Origin of the sequence: Pseudomonas sp. PSE1(2024), from assembly GCF_050990555.1 — a bacterium.
Taxonomy (GTDB): Bacteria; Pseudomonadota; Gammaproteobacteria; order Pseudomonadales; family Pseudomonadaceae; genus Aquipseudomonas; species Aquipseudomonas aphyarum.
This window is the reverse complement of record NZ_CP158967.1, coordinates 2,906,176-2,922,850: the sequence shown is the minus strand read 5'-3', so window position 1 is coordinate 2,922,850 and position 16,675 is coordinate 2,906,176. Positions and strand designations below refer to the sequence as shown.

Annotated in this window: 21 protein-coding genes; 14 read left to right on the top strand and 7 right to left on the bottom strand. The window is 58.1% G+C overall.

The genetic code is table 11. The annotated features are described in order from the left end of the window. Positions 1-43 precede the first annotated feature (43 nt). The 5 genes from ABTV87_RS13205 (at position 44) to ABTV87_RS13185 (ending at position 2,762) form a co-directional block, all read left to right on the top strand. On the top strand, positions 44-475 hold the full coding sequence (locus ABTV87_RS13205) for a bleomycin resistance protein (protein ID WP_433899701.1): 432 nt from the start codon (positions 44-46) through the stop codon (positions 473-475). A gap of 18 nt (positions 476-493) precedes the next feature. Further along, positions 494-682 carry a hypothetical protein gene (locus ABTV87_RS13200; protein ID WP_433899700.1) on the top strand — a complete coding sequence of 63 codons (189 nt, stop codon included), beginning with the start codon at positions 494-496 and terminating at the stop codon, positions 680-682. A gap of 67 nt (positions 683-749) precedes the next feature. Continuing rightward, complete coding sequence (locus ABTV87_RS13195) at positions 750-1,073, top strand: gamma-glutamylcyclotransferase family protein (RefSeq protein ID WP_127797908.1); 324 nt, start codon at positions 750-752, stop codon at positions 1,071-1,073. A 21-nt stretch (positions 1,074-1,094) separates the two neighbouring features. Continuing rightward, entirely contained in the window at positions 1,095-1,787 is a 693-nt protein-coding gene (locus tag ABTV87_RS13190; RefSeq protein WP_433899699.1) for a phytanoyl-CoA dioxygenase family protein, read from the top strand. A 57-nt stretch (positions 1,788-1,844) separates the two neighbouring features. Continuing rightward, entirely contained in the window at positions 1,845-2,762 is a 918-nt protein-coding gene (locus ABTV87_RS13185) for a bifunctional helix-turn-helix transcriptional regulator/GNAT family N-acetyltransferase (RefSeq protein WP_433899698.1), read from the top strand. A 3-nt stretch (positions 2,763-2,765) separates the two neighbouring features. On the opposite strand, the gene ABTV87_RS13180 is transcribed toward ABTV87_RS13185, so the two are convergent. From ABTV87_RS13180 to ABTV87_RS13170, 3 genes are all read right to left on the bottom strand, one after another. Next, positions 2,766-3,968, bottom strand: a complete 1,203-nt coding sequence (locus tag ABTV87_RS13180) for an FAD-dependent monooxygenase (protein ID WP_258713432.1) — start codon at positions 3,966-3,968, stop codon at positions 2,766-2,768. Then, entirely contained in the window at positions 3,965-4,486 is a 522-nt protein-coding gene (locus ABTV87_RS13175) for a MarR family winged helix-turn-helix transcriptional regulator (protein ID WP_258713431.1), read from the bottom strand. The genes ABTV87_RS13180 and ABTV87_RS13175 overlap by 4 nt, the downstream gene beginning before the upstream one ends. Positions 4,487-4,672: 186 nt before the next feature. After that, positions 4,673-5,128: a winged helix-turn-helix transcriptional regulator gene (locus ABTV87_RS13170; RefSeq protein ID WP_085604483.1), complete on the bottom strand. Its 456-nt coding sequence runs from the start codon at positions 5,126-5,128 to the stop codon at positions 4,673-4,675. A gap of 96 nt (positions 5,129-5,224) precedes the next feature. Between ABTV87_RS13170 and ABTV87_RS13165 the strand changes: the two genes are divergently transcribed. The 6 genes from ABTV87_RS13165 to ABTV87_RS13140 all read left to right on the top strand — a co-directional run bounded on the left by ABTV87_RS13165 (position 5,225) and on the right by ABTV87_RS13140 (position 11,566). Continuing rightward, positions 5,225-6,166, top strand: a complete 942-nt coding sequence (locus ABTV87_RS13165; protein WP_085604486.1) for an aromatic alcohol reductase — start codon at positions 5,225-5,227, stop codon at positions 6,164-6,166. 130 nt (positions 6,167-6,296) lie between these two features. Continuing rightward, positions 6,297-7,286 carry an aldo/keto reductase gene (locus ABTV87_RS13160; RefSeq protein WP_433899697.1) on the top strand — a complete coding sequence of 330 codons (990 nt, stop codon included), beginning with the start codon at positions 6,297-6,299 and terminating at the stop codon, positions 7,284-7,286. After that, positions 7,283-8,422, top strand: a complete 1,140-nt coding sequence (locus tag ABTV87_RS13155; RefSeq protein ID WP_433899696.1) for a (R)-mandelonitrile lyase — start codon at positions 7,283-7,285, stop codon at positions 8,420-8,422. Before ABTV87_RS13160 ends, ABTV87_RS13155 begins: the two co-directional genes overlap by 4 nt. A 121-nt stretch (positions 8,423-8,543) precedes the next feature. Continuing rightward, positions 8,544-9,488, top strand: a complete 945-nt coding sequence (locus ABTV87_RS13150; protein WP_433899854.1) for an alpha/beta hydrolase — start codon at positions 8,544-8,546, stop codon at positions 9,486-9,488. A gap of 50 nt (positions 9,489-9,538) precedes the next feature. Beyond that, a complete protein-coding gene (locus tag ABTV87_RS13145) occupies positions 9,539-10,591 on the top strand; it encodes an alpha/beta hydrolase (protein WP_433899695.1) in 1,053 nt (350 codons plus the stop codon). A gap of 81 nt (positions 10,592-10,672) precedes the next feature. After that, positions 10,673-11,566 carry a LysR family transcriptional regulator gene (locus ABTV87_RS13140; RefSeq protein ID WP_433899694.1) on the top strand — a complete coding sequence of 298 codons (894 nt, stop codon included), beginning with the start codon at positions 10,673-10,675 and terminating at the stop codon, positions 11,564-11,566. A gap of 24 nt (positions 11,567-11,590) precedes the next feature. Here ABTV87_RS13140 and ABTV87_RS13135 read toward each other — a convergent pair whose 3' ends face one another. Further along, positions 11,591-12,130, bottom strand: a complete 540-nt coding sequence (locus ABTV87_RS13135; protein WP_433899693.1) for a GNAT family N-acetyltransferase — start codon at positions 12,128-12,130, stop codon at positions 11,591-11,593. Between the two features lie 465 nt (positions 12,131-12,595). Between ABTV87_RS13135 and ABTV87_RS13130 the strand changes: the two genes are divergently transcribed. Together ABTV87_RS13130 and ABTV87_RS13125 are read left to right on the top strand one after the other, a co-directional pair. Next, positions 12,596-12,958 carry a DUF6124 family protein gene (locus ABTV87_RS13130; protein WP_192564712.1) on the top strand — a complete coding sequence of 121 codons (363 nt, stop codon included), beginning with the start codon at positions 12,596-12,598 and terminating at the stop codon, positions 12,956-12,958. A 239-nt stretch (positions 12,959-13,197) separates the two neighbouring features. Next, positions 13,198-14,187 carry a GIY-YIG nuclease family protein gene (locus tag ABTV87_RS13125; RefSeq protein ID WP_260404408.1) on the top strand — a complete coding sequence of 330 codons (990 nt, stop codon included), beginning with the start codon at positions 13,198-13,200 and terminating at the stop codon, positions 14,185-14,187. Between the two features lie 60 nt (positions 14,188-14,247). On the opposite strand, the gene ABTV87_RS13120 is transcribed toward ABTV87_RS13125, so the two are convergent. Together ABTV87_RS13120 and ABTV87_RS13115 are read right to left on the bottom strand one after the other, a co-directional pair. Further along, a complete protein-coding gene (locus ABTV87_RS13120) occupies positions 14,248-14,487 on the bottom strand; it encodes a hypothetical protein (protein ID WP_433899692.1) in 240 nt (79 codons plus the stop codon). 106 nt (positions 14,488-14,593) lie between these two features. Further along, positions 14,594-14,824: a hypothetical protein gene (locus ABTV87_RS13115; RefSeq protein WP_085747576.1), complete on the bottom strand. Its 231-nt coding sequence runs from the start codon at positions 14,822-14,824 to the stop codon at positions 14,594-14,596. Positions 14,825-15,102: 278 nt separating this feature from the next. Between ABTV87_RS13115 and ABTV87_RS13110 the strand changes: the two genes are divergently transcribed. Continuing rightward, positions 15,103-15,912, top strand: coding sequence for a DUF1206 domain-containing protein (locus tag ABTV87_RS13110; protein WP_433899691.1), 810 nt, complete (start codon positions 15,103-15,105; stop codon positions 15,910-15,912). A 57-nt stretch (positions 15,913-15,969) separates the two neighbouring features. Here ABTV87_RS13110 and ABTV87_RS13105 read toward each other — a convergent pair whose 3' ends face one another. Next, positions 15,970-16,446, bottom strand: coding sequence for a hemerythrin domain-containing protein (locus ABTV87_RS13105; RefSeq protein WP_375746931.1), 477 nt, complete (start codon positions 16,444-16,446; stop codon positions 15,970-15,972). Positions 16,447-16,675: the final 229 nt, after the last annotated feature.

Below are 16,675 nucleotides of genomic sequence, written 5' to 3'. Positions count from 1 at the left end.
CTGTGCCTCCTGGCAACGTACCGAATGAAAAGGAATTCACCCCATGTTTCAACGGAACAAACTGGTTCCAGAATTGATGGTCACGGATCTGCAGGCCAGCCTCGCTTTCTGGGTCTCCTGCCTGGGCTTCAACATCGCTTATCAACGCCCGGAAGATGGCTTCGCCTACCTCGACCTGAATGGCGCTCAAGTCATGCTCGAGCAGGTTGAACCGGATGCAGGCCAGTGGCTGACGGCGGATCTGAACAAACCTTTCGGAAGAGGCGTCAATCTGCAGATTGATGTTGAGGCGGTTACTCCCATCATCGAAAGACTGGGCGTTGCCCAGATTCCACTTTATGAAAACTGCAAAGACACTTGGTATCGCGCTGATGATGTCGAAGTCGGCCAGCGTGAATTTCTCGTTCAGGATCCAGACGGTTATCTCGTAAGACTGGTAGAACGTCTGGGCGAACGTCCTGTTTGCCCGATTTGATCAAGGAAGATAAAAACAATGAAAAACGGCAATTTGGCACGGCCTCGAAGGGGCGAATTGCAGTCGCCGGCCATTCCCCTGCTCGAAGAGGATTCGCCCGGCGACAGCATCATCTGTGCGGACGGCGGCGCGCGTTCGCGTGAGGTGATCCAGCAACAGGTGGTGGCGTTGATCGACGGGTTTCTGAGTCGGTCGGTGCAGAACTGATCGCGCTGTTGCCTGCACATCGTTGATACGTCAGGATCCCTCCCTTTTTTGACTGGCAGGAGCAATCGTGGAACGTCTCTTCGTTTATGGAACCCTGGGCCCTGGCCGGCCGAATGAGCATGTGATGCTGAACATCGGCGGCACGTGGCAAGCCGCTTCGCTGAAGGGGCGCCTGTCGCAGGCCGGATGGGGCGCGGCGATGGGCTTTCCCGGGCTGGTGATTGCCGAGGATGGCGATGTGATCGAAGGTTTCGTCTTCGCCTCCGAGAATTTCCACCTGCATTGGGCAGCGCTGGATGAGTTTGAAGGGGCTGAGTATCAGCGGGTGTTGACCAAGGTGACGCTGGATGACGGCGCCGTCGTTGAGGCTTTTGTCTACGCTCTGCGGTAGCCAACAAAACCGAGGACATCTGTGGCTGATCGCGAGCAACTCCATCGAAACGGCTACGTGCTGCTGCGCCAGGCAATTGCGCCGACATGGCTGGACAATCTGCGTGCAGTCTTCGATGCAGGCGTGAAGCCTTCAAGCGAATGGCCCGTGCCCCGTGGCAGCGACTGGCGCCATTCGCAGCTGGACACTGACCCGACCGTTCAGGCCGTGTGCCGATTGCCACAATTGCTGACCGTGGTGGGCGAGTTGATCGGCGAGCGCTTCTTCCTCTCTCAGGTCGAGGGCCGCGAACCGCTCGCCAATGGCGGCCACCAACAGTTGCACCGCGACTTGTCGGCGCAACGCCCCGGCGACACCGTCAACGCGCTGGTGTACCTCGACGATTACGGCCCGGAAAACGGTGCAACCCGCATCGTTCCCAGCAGCCATCGCCCTGCTCTGAGCGAGCCCCCGTTCGACTCCACTGACGAGTCCCGATCCGTGCAACTGACGGGCAGCGCGGGCGACATCCTGATCTTCGATGCCGACCTGATCCACGCCGGTAGCCTGAACGCCAGCGGCGCACGCCGGCGCACCCTGTTGATCACCTGTTTTTCCGAATCGCTCTACGCCACACACCTGGAAACGGTGAGGCTCAGAAACATACAAATGGACACGACTGAGCGGTTCGATCCGGAGGACTTTGCGTTCGGGATCAGGAAATCATTCATTTGACTTGATTGCCTTAGGCAACTATATAGTTGCCTAAGGCAATCATTTGAGCATCCCACCATGTCCGCAATCACCGACCGCGCCGACATCGTTCGGCAATTCAACCGCTTCTACACCCATCAGATCGGCGTGTTGCAGGAGCATCTGCTGCAAAGCGATTACTCGCTGACCGAGTTGCGCATCCTCTACGAACTCGCCTCCGGCGGTGACCTGACCAGCGCCGACCTGCGCCAGATGCTCGGCCTCGACGCGGGTTACATGAGCCGGATCATCAGCGGTTTCGACAAAAAGGGCCTGATCCAGAAAGTCCCCTCCGCCACCGACGCTCGCGCCAGTCAATTGCACATCACCGACCTCGGCCGCGAGATCCTCGCGCCGCTGGAGCAAGCCTCGCGGCAAGAGGTCATCACCCTGCTCGAACGCCTGGCCGAACCGCAGCAACTGCAACTGATCGCCTCGATGAAGCAGATTCAAACCCTGCTCGAAGGTGGCCAACCGACGACCTATCTGCTGCGCGATCCGCAACCCGGTGACATGGGCCTGGTGGTGCATCAGCAGACGGCGATCTACAGCCGTGAGTACGGCTGGAATTCAGAGTTCGAAGCGCTGGTGTCAGAGGTTGTCGCCAAATACCTGCGCGAATTCGACCCCACGGGCGAGCGCTGCTGGATTGCGGAGAAGGACGGCAAGGTGGTGGGTTCGGTGTTCGTCATCCGCCACGACGAAACCACCGCAAAACTGCGCATGCTCTACGTGGATGCCAGCGCGCGGGGCTTGGGAATCGGCAATCGGCTGGTCGAGGAATGCCTGCGGTTTGCCCGTGATATCGGCTACAAAAAGATGATTCTGTGGACCACCAGCAATCTGGTGGATGCCCGCCGGTTGTATCAGCGGGCGGGGTTTGAGTTGGTCGAGGAAGAGCCGATTCACAGCTTCGGCAAAGAGCTGGTGAGCCAGACCTGGGCGATCGAGTTGTGAGGTTTATGCTCGCGGTGAGTCGTCGTAGTCAGGCAGGACGATGGCGTCGGCTTTCGGCGAAAGGATTTTGCCGAACAGTTTCTTGAGCCCCGGCGCAGTGGCCATCCGCAGCACGGCATGGCCGAGTGCAATGCCCAGACGCGAATGCGGCGAGGCCAGCCTTGGGGCGAACTTGGGCACGCTTTGCGCCTGAGCCACGAATGGACGCATCAGCGCTTCATAGGCGGCGAAGGCCTGATGGTGATCGGCGTGGCGCCCGAGTTCTCCGGCCAGCACGTAGGCGCCGCACAGTCCAAGGCTGGTGCCCATGCCGCTGATGGGCGACGCACAATACGCCGCGTCCCCGAGCAGCGCGATGCGCCCCTTGGACCAATGGGGCATTTTGACCTGACCCACCGCTTCCAGATAAAGGTCAGTCGTGTCATCCAGCGCGGCGAGCACGCGAGGCGTCTCCCAACCCGCGTCGGCAAACAGTTTTTTTAACAAGGATTTCTGTTCGTCCTGCGACAGCTTCTCGTATCCGCTCGGCGCCTGCTGAAAAGACAAAAACGCGCGCGTGGTGCCGAGGTTGTCAGGACGTAAACAGACGCAGCGACCGCCCGGCAAGTTGTGCCAGCGCATCACCTGGCCGTCGCTCGGCTGTCGAGGCACGGTGAAATAGGCCGTGTAGAGATCGAGGGGGCGCCGCTTCACTTCATCGCCGAACACCTGATTGCGGGTTGTCGAACCGATCCCTTCGGCCACGATCACCAGATCGAACACCTGCTCTCCGCCCTGCTCGAAACGCACGTGAACCTGCTCGCCATCGTCCTCGATGGTTTCGATGCTGTCGCCGAACCGGTACGTAACTCGGTCTTCGCTGTGCTGGATCAACAGCTTGGCGAGCTCACCACGCAGGATTTCCAGCTCCGCGATCGGCCCGTCACCGTCAAACGCATCGACCCCGATGAACGCCTTGGTCTGGTTGTCGCGGTCAACGAAAGCGATGCCCTGCTCGTGCGTCGTGTTCGCACGAATCAGCTCCTCCAGCCCCATGCGCCGCACCACTTCACGCCCGGCGCCGCGCACATCGATGGTTTGCCCGCCATCGCGAAACGCCGGCGCCCGCTCGACCACCGTGACGTCCATGCCCTGACGCGACAGCCAATACGCCAACGCGGGGCCGGCGATGCTTGCACCGGTGACGAGTATTTTCTGTGGTTTCATTCTGCGTCCTGCGTTTCAGAAGTGACGGTCGTGCTGCCCGGCAACGTGTTGCGGTAGACCTCGATCACCCGGCCCAGAAAGGTCTCGATGACTGCACGATCCCGGTCGTCGAGCGCCCCCAGCACCGCGCTCAACCCATTGAGCATGGGCGCGATATGCCGATAGGCCTGCGCCACTGACGCCGGCACCGGGCACACCAGCACCCGGCGCTTGTCGTTGAGCTGTCGCTCGCGAACCACGTGCCCGGCGCGCTCCAGCCGGTCGATAACCTGGGTGATGCCCGCCGTGGTCACGGACAGACGCGAAGCAAGCTCGGTCGGCGGCAACGGCCCGTCGGTGATCAGATGCTCCAGCGCCGCCACGTCGGTCTGATTGATGCCCAGCATCACGCCCAACTGGCCGGCCGCAGCACGGGTCAGGATGGCGATCTGTTGCAACTGCTGGCCAACGGCATCGCTGGCGATTTGTAGGGTGCGTGGATCTTCGGCAGGATTGGGCGGTGATGTGGGTAATGACATGCGCAGGTCTTGTCCGGAGATCGAGGGATTCGGTTTGAGGCGAGCGACACTAGCATATAGCTAACTTGCTTAGCTAGTTTTGTAAAAGCCGACCCGAATCCTCAATGCCGAGACAGAAAATGGCAAAAAATCAAAAAGGGGACTGATGTCCCCTTTTCTCTGAAGCAACGCGCCCGTGCCGATTCACTAAGGCACCTCTGAATCCACTGCCATGGGCGTGGGGACTTGCCAAGAAGGTTTTTGGTCAACCTGAGTGTCGAAAGCACGACGTGCCTTGCGAATGTCGTCGACGTTTTCGACCACCCACGTCCACACAGGCGACATACGGACCAAAAGCCCCATGCCCAGTGGCGTAAGCTCGTATTCGACACGCGGCGGAACTTCACCGAACTCCCGCCGAATCAGAAGACCATCACGCTCCAGTGAGCGCAGCGTCTTGGTCAACATGCGCTGAGTCACGCCCCTCATCTGTCGCTTGATCTCGGCATGGCGCATCGTGCCGTACACACCCAAGGCGTGCAGGATGCCCAACGACCAGCGACTGCCGGCATGCGTGAGGACTTCTCGACGGACGCCGTCATCATCGTCTCTCAGCGTCTGGCAGATCATTTCTGCCTGGCCAAGAGTCTCTTGGTCGGTCATTTCTCCTCCCGGTATCACACGTGTGCCTTCTTACTGGTGCTGTCGAATGGTGCAAGTATTTGCCCATCTTACAGACAGCAGGTTTCAGGAGACATCATGACCGAAGTCACACAGCTTTCCCCCCAATCGATTCTCGTACTCGGCGCCGGCGAACTCGGCCTGCCGGTTTTGCGCAATCTCGCAAATGTGGCAAAACGCGCCCCGGGCTCTACAGTAAGTGTCCTCCTTCGGTCCTCGACCATCAGCACCCAGATGCCGGAGAAAAAGGCAGAAATCGATGAGCTGCGGAGTCTGGGGATCCAAATGGTCGCCGCCGACCTGGTGAGTGATTCGATCGATCAGCTGGCTGAAGTCTTCGCCCGATTCGATACCGTCATCGGCTGCGCAGGCATGGTGGCGGGTCGGGAAACGCCGATGAAGCTTGCCACCGCAGCGCTCAAGGCCGGTGTGAAGCGCTACTTTCCCTGGCAGTTTGGCGTGGATTTCGAGGTCATCGGGCGAGGCAGTCCTCAGGATTTGTTTGATGCTCAACTCGATGTGCGCGAATTGCTCCGCGCCCAGGATAAAACCGAGTGGGTCATCATCTCGACGGGCATGTTCACCAGCTTCCTGTTCGAGCCAGTGTTTGAGGTGGTGGACTTCGAAAACGACGCCGTGAACGCCCTCGGCAGTCTCGACAACAGCGTGACGCTCACCACACCGCAAGACATCGGCAGGTTGACCGCCGAAATCGTCTTCTTCGAACCTCGTTTTCGCAATCAGATCGTCTACCTTTCCGGCGACACCGTGACCTACGGACAAGTGGCGAGCATCCTTGAACGGGTGCTTGAACGTCCGTTCAAACGCAACGTCTGGACTGTTGAGCACCTGATCCAGGAACTTGAAAAAGATCCCACCCACCACATCAAAAAGTATCGCGCCGTGTTCGCGCAAGGCAGAGGCGTGGCCTGGCCGAAAGCTGGCACGTTCAACGAACAGCAATCCATTCAAGTCACCAGCGCGGAGCAATGGGTTCGAGAAAACCTCGTGAGCCGCTGAAATCACCTGGCGCTCACCGGTCCTGTCGGATTGATGAGCGCAACTCATAAACCCTTGCCGATTTACCCGTCTAGTCCCCTCTCCTGCGCTCGCTTACTGTTCTCCCAACGCCAAACGACGGGAGATCAGAATGCAAAAGCGCACACTCGGCAACAGTTCACTCGAAGTCTCGGCCCTGGGCTTTGGCTACATGGGTTTGAGCCATGGCTACGGCCCCGCCACCGATACTCGACAAACCATTTCCGTGATCCGCTCAGCGGTTGATCAAGGTGTGACGTTCTTCGATACCGCCGAGGTCTATGGCCCTTACCTGAATGAACAAGTGGTGGGCGAAGCGCTGGCGCCGGTCCGCGATCAAGTGGTCATCGCCACCAAGTTCGGCTTTACCTTCGGCGACGACAATAAACAGCAGATCCTCAACAGCCGCCCCGAACATATCCGGATCGCCGTCGAGGGTTCGTTGCGTCGGTTGAAGACCGATTACATCGATTTGCTCTACCAGCATCGGGTCGATCCGGACGTGCCGATCGAGGACGTGGCCGGTGTGGTGAAAGCGCTGATTGGCGAAGGCAAGGTCAAACATTTCGGTCTGTCGGAGGCCGGTGCACAAACCATCCGCCGCGCCCATGCCGTGCAACCGGTCACGGCGCTGCAAAGCGAATATTCATTGTGGTGGCGCGAGCCCGAGCAAGACATTCTGCCAACGCTGTGGGAGCTGGGCATCGGCTTCGTGCCGTTCAGCCCGCTGGGCAAGGGTTTCCTTACCGGCACCGTGTCTGCCGAAACCACTTACGGCAGTGACGATTTTCGCAGCATCGTCCCGCGGTTCAGCCAGTCGGCGTTGCAGGCCAATCAGGGGCTGGTGGTGTTGATCCGGCAGATCGCCGCGCAGAAACAAGCGACACCGGCGCAGATCGCATTGGCCTGGCTGCTCGCGCAGGCACCGTGGATTGTGCCGATTCCCGGTACAACCAAACTGCATCGCCTGGAAGAAAACCTCGGTGGCGCTGACATCACGCTCGACGCCAGCGAACTCAAGGCAATTGATACGGCACTCGCGCAGATCCATATCGAGGGCGAGCGCTATCCCGAAGCGCTCAAGGCGAGGGTCGGCCGATGAACCGACTGATCGCGCCATTCGTTGCCTTATCGCTCATCAGCGCAGAAGCCCCAGCCACCAGTGAAATCCGCATTACCCCGAAAGGCTCTCAACCTTCCATCCAGGGCGCACCCGAAAACTTCACCGGCACAGTGCGCGTGGACGGCCTGTTCAAGGGCGATCTGCCGGCGCGGGTCGGCGGCGGCACAGTGACCTTCGAGCCCGGCGCACGCACCGCGTGGCATACCCATCCGTTGGGGCAAACGCTGATCGTCACGGCCGGGGTTGGCTACGTGCAGCAAGAAGGCGGGCCGCGTCAGGAAATCCGCCCGGGCGACATTGTCTGGATCCCCCCGCTCACCCGTCACTGGCATGGCGCCACAGCGAGCACCGGCATGACGCACATTGCGATTGCTGAAGCCGAGGACGGCAAGACGGTCACCTGGGCCGAGAAAGTCTCGCAGGCCCAATACGATCCAGCGACACCGCAAGACACGACCGGCACACAAGCCAGCATCGACACACTGTCGAAGAAACAGCAGGCGATTCCCCTGATCGCCGCGTTCATGGCCACCAGCGACATGCCCAACCTCAACGTGGCGCTCAACCAGGGACTCGACGCGGGTCTGACCGTCAGCGAAGCACGGGAAATTCTCGTGCAGCTCTACGCCTACGTCGGCTTCCCGCGCAGCCTCAATGCCTTGAATGAGTTGATGTCCGTGGTGCAAGCGCGCAAGCAACGCGGCATCGAGGATGCGCCGGGACGTGAGCCAAGCCGGGCAATTCCAACCGGCGAAGAACTGCTTAAAGCTGGCACCGCCAATCAAACGAAGATTTCCGGCGCCCTGGTCAAAGGCCCGGTGTTCGAGTTTGCTCCGGTGATCAACCGGTTCCTGCAAACCCACCTGTTCGGCGACATCTTCGAGCGTGACAACCTCGACTGGCAAAGCCGTGAACTGGCGACCGTCGGCGCGCTGGCGGCGACTCCGGGCGTGGAACCGCAATTGCGCTCGCACATGCTGGCGAGTCTGCGCGTGGGGCTCAGCGCAACGCAGTTGCGCCAAGTCACCGAGCAATTGAAAAAGCACAGCGATGCACAGACCGTCGAACGGGCCAACACGGCGCTGACCCAAGCCCTCGCGGCTTCGGTGAAATGACATGATGCCTGCCAAAACCCTGCCGGTTCTCACTCTGTTAAGCCTGTTGAGCGCCTGCGCGAACCAGCCCGAAAGCCCGTTAGTGATTCAGAAACAAGGCAGCTTCGCCGCTGGCGGAACCATGACCACCGCACCGGGCACCTTCAATCCGCGCAAACCGCTGACGCCCGACGGCCAGACCTACCACGGCGACCACGCCTACGCGTTCTACCAGATCCCGGTCGATGCACGAAAACTGCCCATCGTCATGTGGCACGGCGCCGGTCAGTTTTCCAAGACCTGGGAAACCACCGCCGATGGCCGCGAGGGGTTTCAGAACCTGTTTCTGCGCCGCCACTACGGTGTCTATCTGATTGATCAGCCTCGTCGCGGTGATGCGGGTCGCAGCAGTGTCGAGACGACCATCAAGCCTGTGCCGGACGAGCAACTGTGGTTCAACCAGTTCCGCATTGGCCTGTGGCCGAACTACTTCAACGGCGTACAAGTGGCGCGGGACGCGCAGAGCCGCGAGCAGTTTTTTCGTGCGATGACGCCGAACACCGGGCCTTTCGACATGGGCGTGGTCTCCGATGGTGTATCAGCCGTTTTTGATCGAATCGGCCCGGGCATCTTGTTCACCCATTCCCAGGGTGGCGGACCGGGCTGGTTGACGGCGATCAAGAACGACAAGGTCAAGGCCATCGTGGCGTTCGAGCCTGGCAGCAGCTTTGTGTTCGCCGAAGGTGAAATGCCGGTGCCGATTCCCAGCGCGTTCGACACGGTGCAAGGCGCAGCAGTGCCCATCGAGCAATTCATGGCGCTGACGCGTATTCCGATTCTGATCCTCTACGGCGACAACATCCCGGAACAGGCCGTCGACCTGCCTGCTCAGGACAGCTGGCGCGCCCGCCTGAAGATGGCGCGGCTATGGCGTGACGCGGTCAATCGGCACGGCGGCGATGTACGCCTGATTCACCTGCCGGAGATCGGCATCCACGGCAATACCCACTTCCCCATGTCGGATCTGAACAACGTGCAGATCGCCGATCTGGTGGCGCAATTCCTCAAAGAAAAACAGCTGGATTGACCCGTCCCCTTCTTTCGACTGCCGCCCTTTTGATTGCTCAGGAGCTTCACGTGAAAAACACTCTCAAAGCCACGGTCATGTCGGCATTGGTCGGCCTCTGTGCCGGCGAATCCCTGGCCGCCGACTACAAAAAGAACCCGTTCACCCTCGCCTATGACGGCGCGCTCACCAGGAACGAACCGGGCAAGGTCAACATTCATCCGGTCAGCTACAAACTCAACGGACTCGACATCGCCGCCAACGTCTACACCCCGGCCAACTACGACGCGAAGCGAACCTACCCGACCGTGGTCGTCGCACACCCGAATGGTGGCGTGAAAGAACAAGTCGCCGGTTTGTACGCCCAGCGTCTGGCCGAACAGGGTTACATCACCATCACCGCCGATGCGGCGTATCAGGGCGCCAGCGGTGGTCAGCCGCGCAGCATCGATAAACCCGCGTATCGCATCGAAGACATTCACGGCATGGCCGACTTCATCAGCCAGTTTGCCGGCGTCGATGACAAACGCCTGGGCCTGCTCGGCATCTGTGGCGGTGGCGGTTATTCGCTGGCGGCGGCACAAACCGACAAGCGCTTCAAATCGCTGGCGACCGTCAGCATGTTCAACTCGGGCCGGGTGCGCCGCAACGGCTACAACGACTCGCAGATGGACAGCATTCAGCAACGTCTGCAACAGGCATCGGCGGCCCGCGCGCAGGAAGCCGCCGGTGGCGCGGTGTTGTATTCCGGTGATGCCAACCTGACGGATGAGCAGATCGCCAAATTGCCGTTCGAACTCTATCGCCAGGGCTACGAGTATTACTGGAAGACCCACGCGCACCCGAACTCGACGTTCAAATACACCACCAGCAGCCTCATCGACCTGATGCGCTTTGACGCCACCAACCAGATCGAGCTGATCAATCAACCGTTGCTGATGATCGCCGGCAGCAAGGCTGACAGCCTGTACATGACTCAGGACGCCTTCCCCAAAGCCACTGGCACCACGGACAAGGAAGTGTTCATCCTCGAGGGCGCCACCCACATCGAAACCTATTGGGTGCCGCGCTATGTAGATGCCGCCATCGGCAAGCTGAGCGGGTTTTACGCCCGTACCTTGTAATGAACTCTGTGGGGGTCGCGCATCCGTGCGCAACCTGCTTTCATGGATCAATCCCGCGCCCCTCATGAGAGGTTCTCATCAATGTCCCGCGCCAATCTCAACGATCTGCAAGCCTTCGTGGTCATCGCCCGCGAAGGCAGCTTCACCCGCGCGGCCGCACAACTGGGCGTCTCGCAATCAGCGCTGAGCCACACCATGCGCACTCTGGAAACACGGCTGGGCGTGCGCCTGCTGACGCGAACCACCCGCAGCGTTTCGCCGACCGAAGCAGGTCAACGCCTGTATCAATCAATGGCGCCACGCTTCGATGAGATCGAACTGGAGCTTGCCGCGGTCAGCGAGTTTCGCGACACCCCGGCCGGCAGTGTGCGGATCTCGGCGTCCGAACATGCGGCGAACAATATTCTCTGGCCCAAGCTGTCGAAGGTGCTGCCTGACTACCCCGACATCAAAGTCGAGATCATTGTCGACTACGCCCTCACCGACATCGTTGCGCAACGCTTTGACGCCGGTGTTCGCCTGGGTGAACAGGTGGCCAAAGACATGATCGCCGTGCCCATCGGCCCTTCGCTGCGCATCGCTGTCGTGGGCTCCCCCCAGTACTTCAAAAACCGCCCGATTCCCATAACGCCGGGCGATCTGGCCGCGCACAACTGCATCAATCTGCGCCTGCCCACCCACGGCAGCCTGATGCAATGGGATTTTGAAAAGGACGGCCGCGAACTGAAGGCCCGGGTCGAGGGGCAATGGACATTCAACAGCAGCGTGCCGATCCTGCGTGCGGCGGTGGCTGGATGTGGTTTGGGGTTTCTGCCGGAAGATATGGTTGCCGGGGAATTGGCTGATGGCAGTCTGGTGCGGGTGCTTGAGGATTGGTGCCAACCCTTTGCGGGTTACCACCTTTACTATCCGAATCGTCGGGAGCAGTCGTCGGCGTTTGGGGTTGTGGTGGATGCGTTGCTCTATAAGGGCTGAATGAGCGTTATGGCTGCCATGGATTCAATCGGTTGACCCGGCCCATTGAGTCCTCGTGAGTCCGTAACACTGACACCAGGCGGGTACAGCGGAGAGCTTCAACTCGGCGTCATACAAGTGCGTCGCACCGATCTTCAGCGCAGCTTTTTGTGAGCGAATGTTTGTCGGCGCGATATGGAAATAGACCGTGTCATACACCTTGAAAGCATGCGCCAGCATCAGATCCTTCAACTCGCGATTGGCATCACCGCCCCACTTCGCCCGCACCAGAAAGGTGTACCCGATGGCGATACTCTCCGGCAGGTCGGGCGGTACGTAGTAGCTCGACATCCCGACAATCTGCCCGGACTCGCTATCGATGATGGTGAGCGCTTTGGCGGTGGCCAATCGAGCGGCGAAATACGCCTCAAATACTGGCCGTTCATGGCGATCATTGGCGGGATGACCGGCCCAGATGCCTGGATCACTCGCGGCCAGAAACATGTTCTCGAAATCACTGTCGGTCAGCGGTCGGAGCTTTAATGTGCTGCCGGACAGAACGGGTTGCCAGTTGAAGTCGTGCACGGTGGTGGTGTCCTTTCCGGAGGGCTTGGGGATGCAGCCAGTCTAGGGCAGCAGAGCGCCGGGGAAAGATCCAATACGACGGTTATTGAAGGAGCCATCGGAGGTTGTTTAAGGGTTTCGGCCTTTGCTGTTTAAGGACACTCAGCGTTACTTCCTCAAGGCTACAACGCCTTGCGTCATTGCCTACGACTACGCCAGAATCCGCCGGCTTGTGCGTCTGGGACGCGGGTTTTATCGTTTCCGGGTCACTGGAAAACAGTGATGGGGTTTGGTAGCCCGAGTTAACTAGTCGCATAGCGCGCCATTCGCAGACCTCCGCAGGTCTGTACTTGATGGTGGCCATGCGCAGGGCACTTTCGAGTGCGCCGGGTTCCTAGTTACCGGTCTACCAACCCGCGTATTGGCCGCCACCCTTCGTTTGGTAGCGAGGGTGAAGGCTCCTTTTCAATAATTAGGAGTTTCACCATGATCAAACCAACACCGAATCCCCCGGAAACCGATCCAGTCTCCCCCTACAAATTCCCCGATTCCCGAACCCTCAACGAAGCCGCCGAACGCGCGCTCGATCACTACCTCACACCGCAGCAACGGATCATGGGTAGCCACCACAAACACGACCCCATGTACCTGGCTAACCCGGCGTACGACACTGAATCCCTGCTAGCCAACGCCAGTGAATCATTGGGATCGGCGAGCGAGATGCTTAATAACTTTGCTGCGACGCTGGAGCCTGCTCATCGCAAAACCGCGATCGGGATTGCGCAGTTGGTGATGTTGAGTGAGTTGGCGGTGAATCAGGCGTTGGATCATGTTGAGGTGAAGAGCTAAGCGTTTGCCCTTTGTGGCGACCGGCTAGTTCGGAGCGACAGAGGGAATGAGTGCTGACCGAAGCTGCTTGGGTGACTGGCAGCTTTCGGCCAAAACCGGTCAATCCGAACAGTAGTAGTTGAGGCAATATTTTGTTCTCCCGTATCCTTCTTGCTGTAAGAAGACTGAGAGAACATAGAACCTTATTGACCGATGTATTCAAGCCACCTTACAGATCTACATCACCGGACAGAATAAACATGATGGCTCAAACACACAGCGTGGGCTTCGTCTACGTGCTCACGAATCGCGGGATGCCAGGCCTAGTAAAGATTGGTTTTACAGAAAGCCTTCCTGAAGACAGGGCAAAAAAGCTATATACAACGGGTGTCCCAACTGGCTTTGAAGTGGCGTTTCGCGCTGCAACATCTCGTCCGCGTGACTTAGAAACTAGAATTCACAAAAATTTGGAAAAGCATCGCTTTGATGAGGCTCGCGAATTTTTTCAAGTTGACGTCCATCAGGCGATCGAGGCTGTTCGTTTTGCCTTAATCGACATCGCTGGTATTGGAAGTTGGAAGAATAAGAAGCCGCATCTCTTAGTCGAAGACGACCGCTTAAGCTTGGCGCTCAAAGAGGGGCAGATTTTCGCGCTGATTTGCTTCGCTGATACCGCACAGCTTATATCTGGTCGCGCTGAGATACTCGATTTGTGGCAGGTGCATTCTGAGGGAGACATCCTAGAGATTTCTGCTGCCCACACATCAAGTCAAGTCGCCGGCTTCAGCGACGATGACCCTGGTAGTTCCGAGGATCCAGTTCCCTACCTAAATCGTGATCAAACAGCTACTAACGGCATGATTACCGGACGTGAGCGCCTGGTTTCTGGAGATCGACTTCTATGGATTGCTGCACCTGACGACGAAGAATGTTCTGCGTATGCCATTTTTGAGGCACGCACCCCTTGTCAGATTGTTAGCAGAACATGGCACCCCTCAGTGACAGCTGACGGAATTCCGCTGTTGTTGAACCACTTCACTTATGAGGCTGTATGGCCAGAGGCTTCCATTGCCATGCGCGAGGCCGTTGCGCTCCCAACACCTCGCGTCTGGGCGCCACACAGCGACTGCTCCGCAACAAGTGCAATCAACAATGAGCCACCGCCACCTGAATACTGGTTACCGCAATTGAAAGCACGCTTGAGCAAAAGTTACATAAAAAAGGGGACTGATTTATTTCTCAGAAAATAAATCAGTCCCCTTTTCTCTTCCGGCTTTGTAGGAACATCCGCTCAGTCGAAGTGGATCGCCCTACTCGCCTTGGGCGTCCGCCACTTCGATTCGGGTGATTCCGACCAGACTCGCCTGCTTGATAATCTCCTCGGGTGTGGAGTCTGCATCAGGCATGATCAGGCTGTTCTCGCCATCCCCGAAATGTAACTGCAACAAGTGCATGGCCGCGTCCTGAATGGGCAACTCAGGCTGCTTCAGTTCGAGCTGATGGGTACAGGGCTGGTCGTTGAACAGGTACGTGATCGTGTAATTGCGCATGGATGACACCCTCAGAATAGTAATCGGCACCTATCCCGACTGAGTGGTCATCTTATAGTTCAAGCAGATGACTGTTCATGAATTTCGATCCAGTCACCTGATCTGATCAGCCTCGCGACAAGGACTTCAGACGCTCCACCAGTGCGGCTTCAAAAATGATGTACAGCCGCTCGGCATCGCCGGCACGCAACGCCCCGCCGGTTTCCAGTCCCAGCACGAAGCCATCCGCTCGCGCCCCTGCCTTGACAGCAATGATCATCGAATCTGCCCGGACAATCTGCGCCAGCAGTCGATCAGCTTCACGCTGAATCTTCTCGCCCAACACTACGCCTTCCACATCGCCACCCAATACCTTCAATTCGACATCCAATAAACGACGCCGATAACCGCTGAAACCCAAATGATGGTCAACACAATCGAATAGCCAGCCAGTTGCTTGTCCATCTGCACCACTGCATCAATATGAATCTAAATGATGGGTCAGGATCGTTCAGCCCGCAACAACACCTCACATCGCCGTTGGGACCACAGGTTGCGCGATCATCTACGACTTGTAATAGAACCCGCTCCAGAAAGGACGGTCTGCTCTTTTATGACCTCTCGGAAGCAAATCCAATGTCCGCGCAGCGCAACCTGGTAATACTCGCTCGGGGTGGATACGCCTCCCGCGGAATGCTCTATTTGATCATCGGCATATTTGCCTTGATGGCAGCCCATGACTCGACAAAACCGAAGGACAGTCACAAGAGCCTGGAGGCCTTGCTGAGCCAACCGTTCGGCTATTTTCTGGTGGGACTTGTGGTCGCGGGTCTGCTTGCATTTTCGGCTTGGCGTGTCCTGCAAGCCGTACGCGATGTCGATCATCACGGCGTGCAACTCAAGGGGCTGGTGATTCGTGCAGGCCTGTTTGCAGGAGGTTTGGTCAACGGTGCTCTGGCGTTTTTCGCATTGGGCCTGCTGGTGAGCGGCACCCGAAGCTCGAGCCATTCAGGAGAGCAGACCAAAGATTGGCTGGCGCATCTTCTGTCGTGGGAGCACTCGAATTTATTGTTGTATCTGATCGCGCTCATACCACTGGGCGTTGGAGTGGCTCACATCATCAAGGGATGGAAGGCTTCGTTCGAAAAGTATTTTGAGGCCGACGACGAGGTCATGCGTTACGTCCGTCCGGTGTCACAATTCGGCCTGATCGCCCGCGGAGTTGTGTTTATAGAAATTGCTTTGCTGCTGGCAGTCAGCGGTTCCGCTTATCAAGCCATGGACCCACCCGGCATGAAGGAAGCGCTGGACGCACTCCAGAGTCTACCCGCTGGATGGCTTGTCTTGATGGTGATGGCCCTGGGGCTGATTGCCTTCTCGGTTTACAGTTTCTCTGAAGCGTGTTGGCGCAAGATAAACATGGATGTGCCAGGCGTAGCCAAATGAAAAGCCCGGCATTAAGCCGGGCTTTTGCTTGCGCCGCAGGTCCATCTATCTATTTGTTCAGGCCGCCATATTCGACCCGCTGAGACTTTTCTTCAGTGAAGCCTTCATCACTTCCATTTCCTTGCCCAACTCTTCGAGCTTGGCATTGCCCAGCAGCTTTTTGGCCTGAGGAAACATCTCGGTTTCCTCTTCCTCGATATGGTGTTCCAGAAGCTCTTTGACCACCTTCACGCGGCCGGCGAACTCGGGTGTAGAAGGATCGGTGGATTTCAGGTCTGGCAATACCAGTGAATCTACCGTGCGGTGTTCTTCTTTCGCCTCGTAGTACATCTCATCCTGCTCCTTACCGCCTGCTTCCTTGAAAGCCGGATACAGAATCTGCTCCTCGAGCTGGGTATGAATGGTAATTTCCAGTTCAAGCTTTTCCAGCAACTCCGCACGTTTTTTTAATGCGCGATCGGTGGATTCACTGAGTTGATTCAGGATGCCTTTAACTTTTTCGTGGTCAGTTTTCAGAAGGTCGATGGCGTTCATTTGAGGCCTCTATCACGGATTATTGTTCGCCGATCCAAGTCGGCAATTCTCGCGTTATTCCAGATAGATCCCGCATATTCTGTGCCAGCACCTCAGCCATTAAATGGCATTAAACATCAATGGCTTGCGCGTCATGATGGCCAAATATAGGCATGCACTCTGCATGAGTAGGGGTTGAGGTTCTTGCAAATAGCGGAAGCGCGCCAGTAATCGGCAATTGCTGCGAGAG